This is a genomic window from Natrinema sp. CBA1119 (assembly GCF_002572525.1).
Taxonomy (GTDB): Archaea; Halobacteriota; Halobacteria; order Halobacteriales; family Natrialbaceae; genus Natrinema.
On sequence record NZ_PDBS01000008.1, the window covers coordinates 96,301 to 111,005 of the forward strand.

The 14,705-nt window shown below is 54.3% G+C and carries 10 protein-coding genes and 2 pseudogenes; 7 read left to right on the forward strand and 5 right to left on the reverse strand.

Annotation, left to right across the window (positions count from 1 at the left end):
• Positions 1-714: 714 nt before the first annotated feature.
• Positions 715-1,743 (reverse strand): transposase, encoded by a 1,029-nt coding sequence (locus CP556_RS22685; RefSeq protein ID WP_141551747.1) that lies wholly within the window; start codon positions 1,741-1,743, stop codon positions 715-717.
• 1,812 nt (positions 1,744-3,555) lie between these two features.
• On the opposite strand from CP556_RS22685, the gene CP556_RS22690 reads away from it, so the two are divergent.
• Together CP556_RS22690 and CP556_RS22695 are read left to right on the forward strand one after the other, a co-directional pair.
• Positions 3,556-4,446, forward strand: a complete 891-nt coding sequence (locus CP556_RS22690; protein ID WP_176548319.1) for a ParA family protein — start codon at positions 3,556-3,558, stop codon at positions 4,444-4,446.
• Positions 4,443-4,904, forward strand: coding sequence for a DUF7970 domain-containing protein (locus tag CP556_RS22695; RefSeq protein ID WP_098727882.1), 462 nt, complete (start codon positions 4,443-4,445; stop codon positions 4,902-4,904). The genes CP556_RS22690 and CP556_RS22695 overlap by 4 nt, the downstream gene beginning before the upstream one ends.
• 645 nt (positions 4,905-5,549) lie before the next feature.
• Here the strand turns inward: CP556_RS22695 and CP556_RS22700 are convergent.
• Entirely contained in the window at positions 5,550-5,843 is a 294-nt protein-coding gene (locus CP556_RS22700) for a hypothetical protein (RefSeq protein WP_098727883.1), read from the reverse strand.
• A gap of 649 nt (positions 5,844-6,492) precedes the next feature.
• Here CP556_RS22700 and CP556_RS22710 point away from each other — a divergent pair.
• A complete protein-coding gene (locus tag CP556_RS22710; RefSeq protein WP_098726710.1) occupies positions 6,493-7,053 on the forward strand; it encodes a TATA-box-binding protein in 561 nt (186 codons plus the stop codon).
• A gap of 340 nt (positions 7,054-7,393) precedes the next feature.
• On the opposite strand, the gene CP556_RS22715 is transcribed toward CP556_RS22710, so the two are convergent.
• Positions 7,394-7,720, reverse strand: a complete 327-nt coding sequence (locus tag CP556_RS22715) for a TRAM domain-containing protein (protein ID WP_098727885.1) — start codon at positions 7,718-7,720, stop codon at positions 7,394-7,396.
• 131 nt (positions 7,721-7,851) lie between these two features.
• Here CP556_RS22715 and CP556_RS22720 point away from each other — a divergent pair.
• Positions 7,852-8,088 (forward strand): annotated as a pseudogene (locus CP556_RS22720) (DUF955 domain-containing protein); the annotation flags it as partial.
• A gap of 43 nt (positions 8,089-8,131) precedes the next feature.
• Here CP556_RS22720 and CP556_RS22725 read toward each other — a convergent pair.
• Positions 8,132-8,998 carry a bile acid:sodium symporter family protein gene (locus tag CP556_RS22725; protein ID WP_098727886.1) on the reverse strand — a complete coding sequence of 289 codons (867 nt, stop codon included), beginning with the start codon at positions 8,996-8,998 and terminating at the stop codon, positions 8,132-8,134.
• 128 nt (positions 8,999-9,126) lie between these two features.
• Between CP556_RS22725 and CP556_RS22730 the strand changes: the two are divergent.
• A pseudogene (locus CP556_RS22730) lies at positions 9,127-9,762 on the forward strand (IS6 family transposase).
• A gap of 1,231 nt (positions 9,763-10,993) precedes the next feature.
• On the opposite strand, the gene CP556_RS25595 reads toward CP556_RS22730, so the two are convergent.
• Complete coding sequence (locus tag CP556_RS25595) at positions 10,994-11,149, reverse strand: acyl-CoA dehydrogenase family protein (RefSeq protein ID WP_141551748.1); 156 nt, start codon at positions 11,147-11,149, stop codon at positions 10,994-10,996.
• An 876-nt stretch (positions 11,150-12,025) separates the two neighbouring features.
• Between CP556_RS25595 and rdfA the strand changes: the two genes are divergently transcribed.
• A complete protein-coding gene (gene rdfA, locus CP556_RS22740; protein WP_098727888.1) occupies positions 12,026-12,634 on the forward strand; it encodes a rod-determining factor RdfA in 609 nt (202 codons plus the stop codon).
• 100 nt (positions 12,635-12,734) lie between these two features.
• Positions 12,735-14,669: an archaea-specific SMC-related protein gene (locus CP556_RS22745; protein WP_098728254.1), complete on the forward strand. Its 1,935-nt coding sequence runs from the start codon at positions 12,735-12,737 to the stop codon at positions 14,667-14,669.
• Positions 14,670-14,705: the final 36 nt, after the last annotated feature.

Below are 14,705 nucleotides of genomic sequence, written 5' to 3' on the forward strand. Positions count from 1 at the left end.
GATACGACACCACACACCTCTATCGATATGTAATCGCTCGAGAGGGAGTGTCTAGTGCGGAATTTCTGGGGTTGTATCCACACGACGTTTGGAGGACTTCTTTCACTTATCATCCCGTATATAACCCATTGAATCTCTCAGAAACTGCAATCCTGTACGGTAATCACCACACCTCTATCGAAGTGTTCTCTGTCGTCTCTAGTGGGGGATTCCACAACTTTCGAGGATGGAATTGATGTATGCCTTCTATTTCTTTACTGCTCGTGACGGCCACCGATTGGATCTTGGTTCGTGTCGCACTCGGCGCGGACTCCGTCGGTTAGACGATGTCGGCATATCCCGTCGCAGACTTCCGTACTGGACTAGATCGAGCATCGCGACGTACGTCGTTCCTTCGTAGACGACGATCCAATGACCCTTGCCATCGGTACTTGCGACCGGTTCGTGCTCGAAGAGCGTTTGGGCCATGCCTTCGAACGCCCCGTCGTCGGTCGAGGACGCATGACATCCTCCCCGGCGTGAACAGTAGTTGCCGATTCGACGCGACGGCCGAGCGAAGTCGTAGTTGATGAAGCGATTTGGATTGTGAAGCTGCGATGCTCTCGGCGATACAGAGATAGAAGGAGCGAAGAAACGCCGCCAGCACGGCGTTTCTGAGCGTTTCCACTCAGTTATGGCGTGCTGACCGATAAGTTCGGTCGGATCAATCAACCGCTATCCGTAGTCAGTCACAACGACGAATTCCTGGAAGAGACGCGTCGAGATCGGCGGTTTCTCTGGTATAGCACCAGCTGAGACAAGCACATTTGCGAGGATCCACAGATTGTACATCGCAACCGCGAACAGGAAGTAGAATAGCCGCACCGAGAATGTCGGCGACGACGTTCTTGGGAGAAAATCACCGATCTGGCGATAGGAGGTTTCAATTCCCCAGCGGCGGCGGAACGCCGCCGCGTACGCTCTCGCCGACTCTGTCCTGAGTTCAAGGTTCGTCACGAACCAGACGTGCTCGTCTTCGGTTGATCGATGTGGAACGGCAAATACAGTTACTGGAGCTGAAGCAGTTGGGTTACGCTTTCGTTGCATGAGATACTCATCGACGACCGTCTCAGCGCCGGCGCTGAGACGGTCTTTCTTTCCTTTACTCGGGCGTGCACGGACGATGTAGTCGACGTCAAGCTGTTCGAGTTCTGTAACGACGTGAACCTGATAGAAGCCCCTATCGAGGTAGACGTGTCTGACCGAGACGTACTCTCGTGCCGTTTCGAGCAGCGAGCGAACGGCTTCGCGCTTGGCGCGAAAGACGTTCGCCTCCAATGCCAGTACATCGAGTGTAAACCGCGTTCCTGGTGCAACGATACAGATCGTCGCAAAACAGTACGTTCGATTTGTTCCCTGATCGGGATAGGTGATCAGGACATGGTCGGTGTCTGCGTCGCCGTAAAACCGCCACTGGTGGAGGTCTATAGCAACGTCAACACAGTCGGGTAAGAGTCGTTGTTTCCCGAGAATCTCGAAGAGACCGTCGCGGACGCCATCGAACTGGTCATCGATGGCGTCTGTCTCCAGATTTCGAAGATGATAGAGCAGTGATTTGGCGAGTCCGTTGCGAGCCGTCGACGTCACGTCGACTGGCTCGCCGTGGTTGAGCTGGCAGGTTTTCCCAGCTGTATTGGCGAACTCTTGTTCAAAGGCGGCACGAGAGAGAGACTTCCAGAAAGTTCTCTCTCGTATAGCGCCCACTGGGTTTGATGTCGAAATCGAGCGCTGGATACACGACGGTAGAAGCTGCGCGACAGACCTGTTTTGCTTCGGTCGTCTCGACCATAGCCACCCTACCAGCAACGCCGCAAATTAGGTTCGGCGTCTACTGTTTACGGCGGGACTCTCTCGCTGAATTAGGTAGATGCCAAATGCCAAGGGTGAGTTTATACTTCCTTCATTCTCTTCGTCTCCCGCAGCCATTCTTAGTAGAGAGAGTATTCCGAGGGCTACGACTCCATCCTCCGAAACTGTGCAATCGAGGAGGCTTGGAATATATAGCGTTTCGGAATTTATCGAATCGGTTACTCCGAAGTTCCCCGGTCGGATTGGACACTGGGGATGGTCGAACACCCTGCTCTCTGGTGAGGGCAACGAAGACCTCCTCGCAGTCGATTCCACCCAATTACCGGTACCAGGGAGAACGCTGCAGCGCTGAATGAGTTCGTCGATTCCTGGAGAGTGGATCGTGACAAGCCTGTGGATCGGGGAGGTTCTCGAGGCTTCCGGTGCTGTAAATAGTACTTTTCATTAGTGGTCTGAATGAACTTGCTGCGTCAGGCAGTGGGGATGGCAGGCAGATTGTTGAGGCCCTATACAATGGCGAAATGAATCGCTTCCGCAGGGAGAGTGCGAACGAACTGGAGTATTCTCTGAAGAGAACGGGTACATCGAACCTCGTGATATACTGGATTACGGTCAAATTCGTGCCCAACTTATCGAGCGCTTCGTCGATGAAGGTCTCCCGCCACGAGGCAGACAGGACTGGGGAACTGCTTTTACGATTGAATGAGAACTGTTGCTTTCTTACCACTCTCAGACTTTCATGGTCAGCTAGCGACTGATTCCGAGATTTGTCATCAAAGGGATGAGGAGAGTAAGCGACAAATCACGACGCCTGAGCGAATGGATCTGTCCTGAAAGCGTACTCCAGTTACTCCTCGGAGAACAACGATATCCAGTACTGTTTCCCCTGACCTGTGGGACGTATCCAGACCATCAGTGACGCTTTCGCGGCGTTCGACGAATCCCGATTCGCTGGTGGGAGTGTTCCGACGGTTTCCCTCGAGTAGCGTGATATCGAGGCTCAGCTGGCGTGGATGTGCGTCTACCGAGTTCTGATGGACGGAGCTGTTCGAATCGTCGTTTGGAAGGCCTAGCGGTGCCGACTTCGGCCGGGACGATGCCACCGGTGATCCGTCACGACTGGCTGGCTATTGGAGATACAATAGGTGGGGTAGCTACAATAGGCTCAATATGCTTGATAGGTGGTGGTGGTTCAATAGTCGCAATGTGTACAGTAGATATGCGCAATATAATGGATCAACTATGTTTGTTGGAGACGGTCGGCTATCTGAGGTGCCTCTACTGTGGTTCGTTCGATAGCTGGAATAGCTATAATCGGTGGCGAGCTAACAATAGGCACCTATCCTCCCACACCTACTTGTTCTATCACACCTATCTTGCCTATCCTATCTATTATGGCTATTCTACCTATTGAACCTATTGGGCCTATCGTGTCTTTTGTAGGTGGTGGTACTATCCTATCTGGCGTGCCTACTCTATCTACTGTCTCTTGAGTTGGCCTCGACAATCGGTGTTGGCTCCTACAATAGGTGCCTGAACTACCTTCCCTATTGGTCATATTTTACCTATTGTAGCTACTCCTCCTATTGTACCTCGAGTAGGTAGAATTAATATGATGGGGTGGAATGCATTCTTCACCAGCTGAAATAGGAGATATCAGAACAATAGGGGCCTATTCTGGCTCGCCTATGGCAGGTACATCCAACAATGTCCGATACAACGACCGAGTCACGTGCCGTAAGCGTGGTTATTTTGAAAGGTGGCGTCGGCAAATCAACAACTTCGATGAATCTCGCGCGCCAGCTTGTAGAGCGTGGACGAACCCTCTACGCTGATCTCGATCCGAACGGTCATGCAACGAACGGCCTCGGTTTCGAAGCGGCATACAACGGTGAGATCAATCTCGGTGACGTCATTCTCGAGGGCAACGCGACACCGCATGACTTGATTCGATCGACCGATTACGGCTTCGACCTCCTTCCGTCTTCGAACACACTCGAGGATGTCGAAAAAGACCTTGCGGGCGCGATGCAGGGATCGGCTCGGATCAAATCGAAGATCGTCGATCCGTTACTCGGTGACGAGTACGACTTCATCGTTTTCGACTGCCCGGCGTACCCGGGGATGCTCAATAACAACGCCCTCGTTGCGACGGGGAACGTCGTGATCCCGATCGAACCGGGCTCGAGTGCGATCGGTGGCTACAAGCGAACGATGGAACGGTTGATCGAACCGGCCCGGGAGTACATCGACGTCGACGTCCTCGCTGTCGTTCCGAACAAACTGTCCGATCGGATCGACCAACAGACCGAAGATCGGGAACTACTCGAGAACCTGAATACTGCGACCTACGAGGTAAATCCAGGACAATCGTTACAGGAGGCGATCCCGAACTTCGCTCGGATTACGGCCGACGAGTTCGACGCGATCGACGCCGGCGAGATGGCTCCGCCAAAACCCGGTATCCGTCACCGATCGGCGCTGTCGCGATCACTGCAGCATAATCAACCGTTGCAGGATTACGACCCCGACAACGATCAGATCGACTTTTACGAGGAACTTGCCGAAATAGTTGCCGTCGGAGGGGTCGAACGATGAGTAATCCGTTCGACGATCTCAAAGACGACGAGATGGACACGTCCGAGTCGGAAGATCCGAACGACTCCGAGTCACGATCTGACTCGAATCGAACTGACAAACAACCGTCGGTAACGGAGTCCTCCGCCTCGAGTATACACGAGGAGTCTGCTTCAGAGACACCCGTGGAGGAAGAGAGCTCCGGCGCGACCTCGGATGAACCGCTATCGCCTGCAGAAACGGGACCGGCGTTCGAGTACAGTGAAGTGAAACAGAAGCCGTTCTACGCACGCACCGAGACGGTGAACCAATTCGAAAACGAGATTCGGATGACGATCGTTCCGACACTCGCCGAGGCCGGGCTGCTCGACGAAGAGACACGCGAAATTCACGATGCGGTCCTCCGCCTCGCAAACGAGCAGCCAGAACGGATCGCCGAACTCGTCCTCGAGGAACGACGACAGTCGGGGAGTCAGTGAGTTCGATGTGGCCGTATTCCTCATCGATTCGGTGCTGATCTGTGAACGTTTTCTCCGTCCTCGTAGTGATCGCTGGATCTCGAGCGATAATGGTTTGCAAAATGGGGCTCTCAACCTTTTTCTGTGAAGAATAGGTCCCTTAGGTTCAATAGGGTGTTGACGGCCTTGATGAAACGAATACAATAGGATGAATAGGTGCAATAGCTTAGGTATCTTGGATAGTAGAAAGGGTGTACGTCGTGGAAAGAATGGAGGTGAACCGCCTCGATCTGAAGTTCCGAGGCAGTTGACCGGCCGACAATAGAGTTCGCTCTGTGAGATCGAATGGGCGAATACACGAAGCAGGCGCGACTAGATGATTGACATATCCTGAACTCACGGAACGGTGTTGATACCAATCTGTAAATTATATTTCGATATATAATTCTGGGGCAGTGTGGTAGCACAGTTTCGGAGGATAGGTTAGTCGTGGGTCAAATCTCCGTTTATCGGTGATTCCCATCGCCAATTAAGAGTCGGTCTCAAGCCCTGTCGACCAGTGTCACCGTATCGAAGCCGACGGCGTGAAGCGCGTAAATCTCCTGTCTGAAACTGCTTAGTAATTGACGGCGTCACCGTGGCCAGAATCGAACTCCATCCGTTTGATCATGCTGTGTCCATGTCCAGCGTCTCTTGGAGAGGCTCGACACGAAACACGTAATCCGCGTAACTGCCATCAAGATTCGCGGGACTCTCTTCGGCGGCATGCTCTTGACAGAGAACGGCCTCTGCCTCAACGGCACCATGCCCGGTTTCTTCCTGATATCGTTCGAGAACAATAAATATCGCCCTCTCGGTGCAGTCGCGACGGTGGCATTCGGGAAGCGAGTCCGGAACTCCGTCCTCGGGTCGGTTCTCGTCGTCTGCGTGCTTCTTTCGTCCGTTTTCCGTGTCTGCCATCCCCTTTTCTTAGGGAAGCAAGCGGGATAATGCTGTGTGGTCGTTCGTAATCTCGGAGAGACATACGCGCTTTGTGGTATCCATGATCGCTGACACTATCACTGATTGTGGATTTCAGCAAGGCCAGATATTGGTATCCTTCGGCTACCCGTCAGCAGCGACTATACCCCCGGCTGCAGGAGCAACAAAATCTTTACTAATATTAACCTTTGAACAAAAGGACTCAGAAATCGCGTCAGACACTCGCTGGCGAAGTAACCTGACACTCGTCTGGTCAGCTACTATCTCTTCGATTTCGTTGAACGATGCTTCGACGCGCATTTGGACTTCGTCACGGACGTCTCGAACTGTCTCCGTGTCTTTACCTTCCGGATTCGTGAAATTCCACACACGAGACTCGACTCCGTACTGTTTGGGATTGAACTCCGCGACAGTACATCCCATTGTAATGATCTGACTGAAGTCCACCTTCACGACGTGTCCCACGGATTCCGACCGCAGGAACAAGTGGCAGACTCCAAACCGTACTCTCCCAATCCAGCGATGCGGTGCCGTGGGATTCCTCAGCGTACACTCCGAGGCGGATGCCAATCCGGCCAGAGCTAGTACGCAGGTTTATAAGCTTTAAATACATCTTTTTGAACGTCTTATGGCTGACCCGAAGGAATCCATCAACATCGAAAACGTAGTGGCGTCGACCGGCATCGGGCAGGAACTCGATCTCCAGAGTGTCGCAATGGACCTCGAGGGGGCCGACTACGACCCCGAGCAGTTCCCCGGTCTCGTCTACCGCACCCAGAATCCCAAGTCCGCCGCACTGATCTTCCGTTCGGGGAAGATTGTCTGTACCGGCGCGAAAAGCACTGACGCCGTCCACGAGAGTCTCAATATCGTCTTCGACGAACTCCGCGAACTCCAGATCCAGGTCGAAGCGGACCCCGAGATCATCGTCCAAAACATCGTCAGCAGCGCTGATCTCGGCCGGAACCTCAACCTGAACGCGATCGCCATCGGGCTGGGCCTCGAGAATATCGAGTACGAACCGGAGCAATTCCCCGGACTCGTGTATCGCCTCGATGAGCCGAAAGTCGTCGCCCTCCTCTTCGGCTCCGGGAAACTGGTTATCACCGGCGGGAAGAAGGTGGAAGACGCCAGTCAGGCCGTCGATGTGATCGTTACCCGCCTCGAGGAGCTCGGCCTGCTCGAGTAACGCGGCTTCGTCCGTCGCTGAACCGTTTTGTTTGTACTGTTACCCGCTTTAGAAGTGCTACAGTAACAACTGAAACGAGTCACACCGACCGCACAGTTCGCGGTTCTCGCTCACTGCGCTCGCTCACGGCTCGCTTCGCTCGCCGTTCGCATCCCCGCGGTTCTCGCTCACTGCGTTCGCTCCGAACCGCGTTCACATCGTGCAATCGGGTTACAGTGACTTTCAGTTACTATCGGATCAGAGCCCGTTGTACAAGTACAGACGGAGGCGGTACCACGACGGCCATCTGCGAACGTAGTGAGCACTTCACGACTTGCCGACCAGACGAATCCCGGATGCGCTACGATCCCGTTTCGATGAGTTCCGCTTCTCCGTACGTCTCGTCGACGGTAGTAACTCGAACTGTGGCCTCGATCGCTGCAATGTCTTCCTCGAGAAAGAGGATGAATCCGCTCTCGGTTTTGCAGACGAGCGTTCCGTCGGATTTCTCATCGACGATATCGACGGCGACCTCCTCTCCGGGTTCGGGCTTCCCGCCGAGGGACTCCCCGCACCGCCAGCAGTCCGTTTCGTACTCTGCGGACCCTTCTGGGGCGTTGTTTGCGCCACATCGAGGCGTATCACACTTGATGAATGAGTCGTGTTTCCCTGGATGGTAGCGTCCCACGTCGCAACCGATGCCGGTAGTCCGTAAAAATATGCCGCTGATCACTTGGCGGAGGCGCCGATCCCGCGTTCCAGTGATCGTCGAGTAGGCACATCATCGTGAGAGCGACACGCCCAGCGACATCGATCAGTTACGAGTATGCGCACGCCTTGCTCCACTTCGATGTCGACGACGACACCGAGCGGTCGAAACGCGAGGTCGGGGCCGAAGCTGTCGCGTATGTCGTCGACCGATACCGCGGGCTCGACACCAGCGGGTCAGCGTTCTACCTGGCCGCGTGAAAGTCGGCCGATTCGGAGGTCATCCGAGATCGACTCGACCGGATCAATCGGACGGGAGAAGCACTAATCGAAGTTCTCCAAGGCTGAACCAGCGTCGGGAGGACCCTCGATCGGAGCGTTGGGGTGGCCGTTAGCCGCGGGACGTGGCTGACCCGACCGGCTGTCGTCGCCATACACTCGCGATCAGTCCGGACCCGACGATGCCGATGAACGAGAACGCGAGGACGGTGGTAAGGACGTTTGGGTCCGAAAACCCGGTCGTCGCGATGAACAGCGCGATCGCCGCGTTTCGGGCGGCAGTCGTCGTCGCCAGCACCTCTCGGGTCTCTCGTGCTGGCCCACCGAGGGCGTACCCCAGCACCAACGACGCGCCCACGGCGACGGTCGAGAGCCCGAGCGTTCCCGTCCCGACGAGAGACACCATACTGTCGCTATAGACAACCACCAGCAACACAATCAGCCCGACGAACGTGTAGTCAGAGAGCCGCTGAATAAGGGTGTGTAGGCGGTCTACGAACCTTGTGAGGGCGAACGACAGTCCGAGCCCGAGCAGTAGCGGAACCAGCTGAATGCCCAGAACCATCCGTCCGATGGCGAGGGGATCGACGGCGACATCGCCAGGGAGCAACAGCAACAGGGAGACGGGAATCGTCACGACCGAGAGCATACAGAGGATCGCCATAAGGCCGCTCGCGAACGCTACATCGCTGTCGGAGACCTCTGCAAGTTTCGGGCCGAACGGTGCGCCAGGTGAGACCGCAAGCAGCACGATCCCGGCTGCGAACCCAGTCTCTACCGAGACCGTCCGAACGAGGAGATAGGCGATCAGCGGCACCACGACGAGGTTCACTACCAAGGATTTCGTCAGCAGCCGCCACTTCCTGAGCGCGTTGACGAGCTGGCTGAGGGACAGCTTTACTCCCATCGAAAACATCGTCGAGAGTACGAAGACAATCGTCACGAACTCGACGACCGTCTCTCCGGATGGCACTACCATTACTTGTGGTTCTCACATATAGTTTGGATCTCGCCCATTTGCTTGCTGTGGTTTCAGATTACCGGCTCCCGGGAGGGCGCTGTTCAGATAAGGCCTGAAAAGCGAGCCGGTCTGAATTCTAAATGTCCATGCCGGAATTCAACCACTTCACCGGTGCTAGGAGCGGCATTCAATTAGATTTTGTGGAGCGTGAGGCGACACCGCGAGAGCTGATGTGATTGAGTATCCAGCTCCATCCCTCTGGACTATCACTTTCGGATACTGTCTCTGTCTTAGAGAGATTCGGTGTCAAACGAGCACGATCGGCGATCCATAATTGGGTGCAGAAAGCTGATCTACAGCCGACAGCTGGAAAACAACCGGACCACGTTGCGCTCGACGAAACCGTGATCCAACTCGATGATCAGCGCTACTGGCTGTACGCGGCTATCGATCCCGAAACCAACGAATTTCTCCACATCAAGGTCTAATCAACGCGCACAACTGCACTTACTGAGATGTTTCTCCGCGAACTCACAGAGAAATACGACATCGAAGACGCCGTGTTTCTCGTCGATTCAGCACCGTGGCTCAAAGCTACACTCCACCATCTCGGACTCCGATTTCGATACGAAAAACACGGAAATCGGAACGCTGTCGAACGTCTCTTCTGAGAGATAAAACAACGCACCTCTAAGCTTTGAAACTGTTTTAGAAACATCGATCCAGCAACCGCTGAAACATGGTTGCAGAGCTACGCATACTGCTGGAACCAGATAATCTGAACAATGACAATCTGGCAATACAACGGCTATGAACAACAGTAGCATACAAAAACGGGTTTGCTCAGACTGAACTACCGATAGTACAATATCCAGCAACGGACAAGCTACACTGGCTCGATCGACTCGACACCGGCGAGCCGCTCGAGCGGTTTGCTACTAACATTCATAAATATGGTAGAAAACGGAAACACTCAGAAAAGGAGCAAAAGGGGTTCGAAGAAACTGTCCACAAATCACTCGGGGAAGTTGGTATCGACGTGACGGCGTTGATCCCGGCGCTCGTCCAGCAGTATCTTGTCGAACCAGATGATGTCGAATACTCACTTCCGAGTTGGCGACGGCTACTCAAAGAAGTGGAATTGAGATAGCAAAATTACGCTGTACATCCGCCGAACCTGATGTTGACGTGTAAGAGACGCCCCACTCGAACCCAAAAAACAGCGGAAAATGGATGTCACAGGAGCTTATATCGATCAACTCAAGAAATCTACCCACAAAGAGTCGCGTGAAACGTATCTCCTCCTCAGAATATGACTATACGTCGAATTATTCGCACAATTCGATTGGACCTTCTCAATCGGTTCTTTGCTCCCTTTCTGAACTTACAACAGCGATCGATACTGCTCTTATTCGACTCTCCATACCAATGGTGAGCAATCATCTTTCTTGGCTACTAGAGATCCTTCTCATGCTCTCGCTGAGTGGGCCTGCAAGCAGAAATTTAGTCCCAAGTTACGACCTGCTCGCTCCTCCAACTGCGCTAACTAGATGGGGAGTCAACACCATATATATATATATATATATAGAATTCGAACAGTATCTAAAACCGAGAGACCAGCAAACTGGAGCTGGGTATTGAGTTTCATCAACAGTTGCAATCGTTGCTTTGCGCTCCACAAGAGCCGTGTCGAACTGGCCGATACGATGATTGAGGGATGCGTTTTCGAGCATAGACCACGTTGAAAACGTCACGCCTCACTCCGTGACACGTATTCGTGGGTGAGAACTCCCGCTCGCCCTCTACGTGCGGATCGCTAACGAGTCCGCTACGGTCGGCTTTCAGCGTCGATCTCGGGATGGTTCCGGCTTGGGGCAGCACGTAGTGACTCCCCCGAGTCGTCGGCGAGAGCGCCGCCAAGAACCTGCTGGTGACGGGCCGCCACGTCGACCCGACGGTTTCGTGCGGTATCGCGGTCGAGCGATCGTCCCTCGCTCGGAGACGACGGTTATCTCACCGATTGTACGGGAGGTACTCGCGACCGAACGTTTCGCGGGCGACGATGAGTTTCTGAATATGGGGTGCGCCGTCGGCGATCTGCTGGCCGAGTACGTCCTGGAGGCGTTTACCAATCCCGAAGTCGTCGGCGTAGCCGTAGTAACCGTGCAAGACGAGTCAGTCACGGACGGTGTCGACGGCGGCCTCCGGCGCGTACCACTTCGTCACGCTGCGTCTTTCGTGTGGAGTTCGCCCTCGTCGGCCTTCCAGAGCGTCTGGTAGGCTTTGAGCCGTGCGGCGTCGACTCGAGTCCTTCGATCAACTCGAAGGCCGTCTGGATGGACTTTATTCGGCCATTGTTACCCATACTCTCACATCAGAGTTTATCCTGATAAATGTTCCGGCATGCCCGGAATAGTTTCCGGAGATCATACGTTGTGCAGTACTTGTTGACATAACTGGGAGTAACGTACTACGGCCGGTATTCGGCGTTACAACTGGAGAAACGGGGATCAGTCGAATACAGTACGAGTCGATTCCGATCCGAATCGTTTGGACAATCTCGGAACGGTACTACTCTCGTTCTCTGCGATCGTTGTCTCACCGATCAAGTGCTGATCGCTGAAAATTCGATCCGGCTTTACCGGAACGCGCTTGCCAGATATGTCGACGTGACGGTGCCCGGTTGTGCCACGCTGGAATCGATCACCACTTCGAGGAGATGTGTCCGTACGTGACGGTCCCACGACGTGAGCTCCCGCCACCGGAAATTTCCGAAGAGCCAAGCAGTATTCGAACGCTGACACCGGCCTGCTGCCAACAGGGGATTCCGAAGGTGGGTGAGACATCAACGGCAGGCCCGGTGTTTACGGGCTATCTTGGGAGATTTCGATCTCGAGATTGGATGGGTGAATAACAATAGTACTATTGTTATTCATCCCCTGACTGCTGTACCCATGCCTCCGTTTCGGCAGCGGATGAGGACTGGGATACTGATGACCGCGTCCAATAGAAAGCCTAATGATCCTTGAATACTGAGTTATCACTATGGGAACGGGCGAAGATGCGAAACCTCGAACGAAAGTAGGGAAACTCATCGAAAAATATGATTTTGAGGGGATCGGTGATGAACTCGAGCGGATGTGGACGGCATCCGGAGACGAACGGAAAAGTCTACGGGAACTGGCAGCGATATTTAATAAGCGTCTTCTCCAGTCCAGGATCCGGGGTTCGGAGATGAGTCGCCTTCGCACCGACAACGACGATATGTATCTCCAGCTCACGGGTGAGAAGGGGACGTCAGCCGACCAGACGCGGATCCGACGACAACTAGAGCGTGAGGGAGTCGACGTTGAGACGCTTCAATCCGACTTCGTCTCCTACGGAGCGATCCGGTCGTTTCTGAAAGAAGAGCGAAGCGCTGAATACAATCCGAGCCAGAATCCCGTTGAACGGGATACGGATAGCATCCAACAACTTCGCAACCGGACGATGTTGGTTACCGAGACGAAACTGAACGGACTGGTGGAGAACGATCACATCGAACTCGGCTCTTACGAAGTTACGGTTGATATCAACGTCTTTTGCGAGGAGTGTGGCCGTCAGTTCGATGTTATAGATATTCTCGAGCAAAAGGAATGTGACTGTAAGAAATAGACAGCTGCCGGTAAGTTGACTCCTGTCGCGTCGCTGATCAGCGGGAGTCTATCGTATCGACCGAAGGGTTTATTGTATGTTGTAGTATATGATTTCAGTAATGAGTGTTGAACAACAGAAGCGAGACGTTCAACTAGCCGTGGAACAGATCGGCGGAATCGAGAATACGTCAGTGACGTTTTCTCCCGGCGTAACACTCCTCGTCGGGCGAAACGCGACGAACCGTACATCACTTCTTCAGGCCGTAATGGCTGCCCTCGGAAGCAACGACGTTTCGGTGAAGGGGGACGCGAACGAAGCGACCGTCGAAATGAATGTTGGGGAGGATACATACCATCGATCACTCAAACGCACAAACGACCACATCACGGCCAGCGGCGAACCGTACCTTGAGGACTCGACGCTGGCGGACCTCTTCGCATTCTTACTGGAATCGAACAAAGCCCGTCGTGCCGTTGCGAACAGCGACGACCTTCGGGAGATCATTATGCGACCAGTCGACACCGACGAGATTCAAGCCGAGATCGAACGGCTCGTCCAGCGACGTCATGAAGTCGACCAGGAACTCGATGAGATCGAATCACTCAAACAGCAACTGCCGTCGCTCGAGGAAGAGCGGACGAGTCTCCGAGACCGTATCGAAGACATTCAGGCGGAACTCGCCGACAAAGAGGCGGAACTCGATTCTCGCGATGCCGACCTCGAACAGACCCGCGAGGAGAAAGCGGAACTCGAAGAGAAACTTTCGACCCTCCGTGACAACCGTTCGACGCTGGAGACCATTCGATACGATCTGGAGACGGAACGGGACAGTCTCGACTCGCTCCAGTCTGAAATGCAGGAACTCGAGACGGAGTTGGCCGAGCTTCCGGAGACCCCGGTCGGCGAGATCGACGAATTAGAGTCGCGTATCGATCGACTCCGAGCGCAGAAGCGACAACTCCAGTCCGAAATCAGCGAATGTCGGAGCGTCATTCAGTTCAACGAGGATATGATCGGGGAGACGGATACGGAGCTGTCTGCCGCCCTCGGTTCGGACGGGCCGGTCACGGACGAACTCCTCCCCGAAGAGACGACGACGTGTTGGACGTGCGGGACCGAAGTCGATGTCGAGCAGATCGAAGCGACGGTCGACCGACTCCGAGAGTACTCCCAGCAGAAGAGCCAGGAGTCAAACGAAATTCAAGACGAGTTAGATACGTTGAAAGAGGAGCGCCGTGAACTCCAGCAACAACAAAGCCGTCGGGAAGACGTCCAGCAGCGTCTGACCGAACTCGACCGCGAAATCGAAGCGACGGAGGACGAAATCGAACAGTTGACCGACCGGAAGGAAACGATTCGAACCGAGATCAGCGAGGTCGAGAGTGAAGTCGAAGCGTTGGAGAACGACTCCTACGAGGAGATCCTCGACCTCCACAAGGAAGCGAATCAACTGGAGTACGATCTCGGGAAAGTCGAGGGGAATCTGGAGGGGGTCGAAGCCGAAATCCAGGAGATCGAAGCGCGGATCGACGAAGAAGACGAACTCACAGAGAAACGGGAAGCGCTCACTGACGACATTTCCGAACAGCGAACGAAGATCGATCGCATCGAACAGCAGGCCGTCGATGAATTCAACGAGCACATGGACACCGTGCTAAACCTGCTCGGTTACGATAATCTCGATCGAATCTGGATCGAGCGGGTCGAACGGGAAGTCCGCGAGGGGCGTCGGAAAGTGACCAGGAGCGTGTTCGATTTGCACGTGATCCGCCAGACGGAGAACAACACGACCTACGAGGATACGATCAATCACCTCAGTGAGAGCGAACGGGAAGTGACCGGATTGATCTTCGCACTCGCCGGCTATCTGGCCCACGAAGTGTACGAGACCGTCCCCGTCATGATTCTGGACTCTCTGGAAGCGATCGACTCCGAACGGATCGCGGAACTGGTCGAGTACCTGTCCGACTACAGCGATTACCTCGTGGTAGCGCTCTTACCGGAAGACGCGGTGAGTCTCGACGACGAGTATCAGCGGATATCGGAAATCTAACGGCCCCGGACTTCTCTCACGTGGCCGAATATTGCG

Excerpts from the sequence above, each read along its gene's own strand:
- CP556_RS22690 (WP_176548319.1), top strand. The coding sequence starts at position 3,556 with ATGTCCGATACAACGACCGAGTCACGTGCCGTAAGCGTGGTTATTTTG.
- CP556_RS22695 (WP_098727882.1), top strand. The coding sequence starts at position 4,443 with ATGAGTAATCCGTTCGACGATCTCAAAGACGACGAGATGGACACGTCC.
- CP556_RS22700 (WP_098727883.1), bottom strand. The coding sequence starts at position 5,843 with ATGGCAGACACGGAAAACGGACGAAAGAAGCACGCAGACGACGAGAAC.
- CP556_RS22710 (WP_098726710.1), top strand. The coding sequence starts at position 6,493 with ATGGCTGACCCGAAGGAATCCATCAACATCGAAAACGTAGTGGCGTCG.
- CP556_RS22725 (WP_098727886.1), bottom strand. The coding sequence starts at position 8,998 with ATGGTAGTGCCATCCGGAGAGACGGTCGTCGAGTTCGTGACGATTGTC.
- rdfA (WP_098727888.1), top strand. The coding sequence starts at position 12,026 with ATGGGAACGGGCGAAGATGCGAAACCTCGAACGAAAGTAGGGAAACTC.
- CP556_RS22745 (WP_098728254.1), top strand. The coding sequence starts at position 12,735 with ATGAGTGTTGAACAACAGAAGCGAGACGTTCAACTAGCCGTGGAACAG.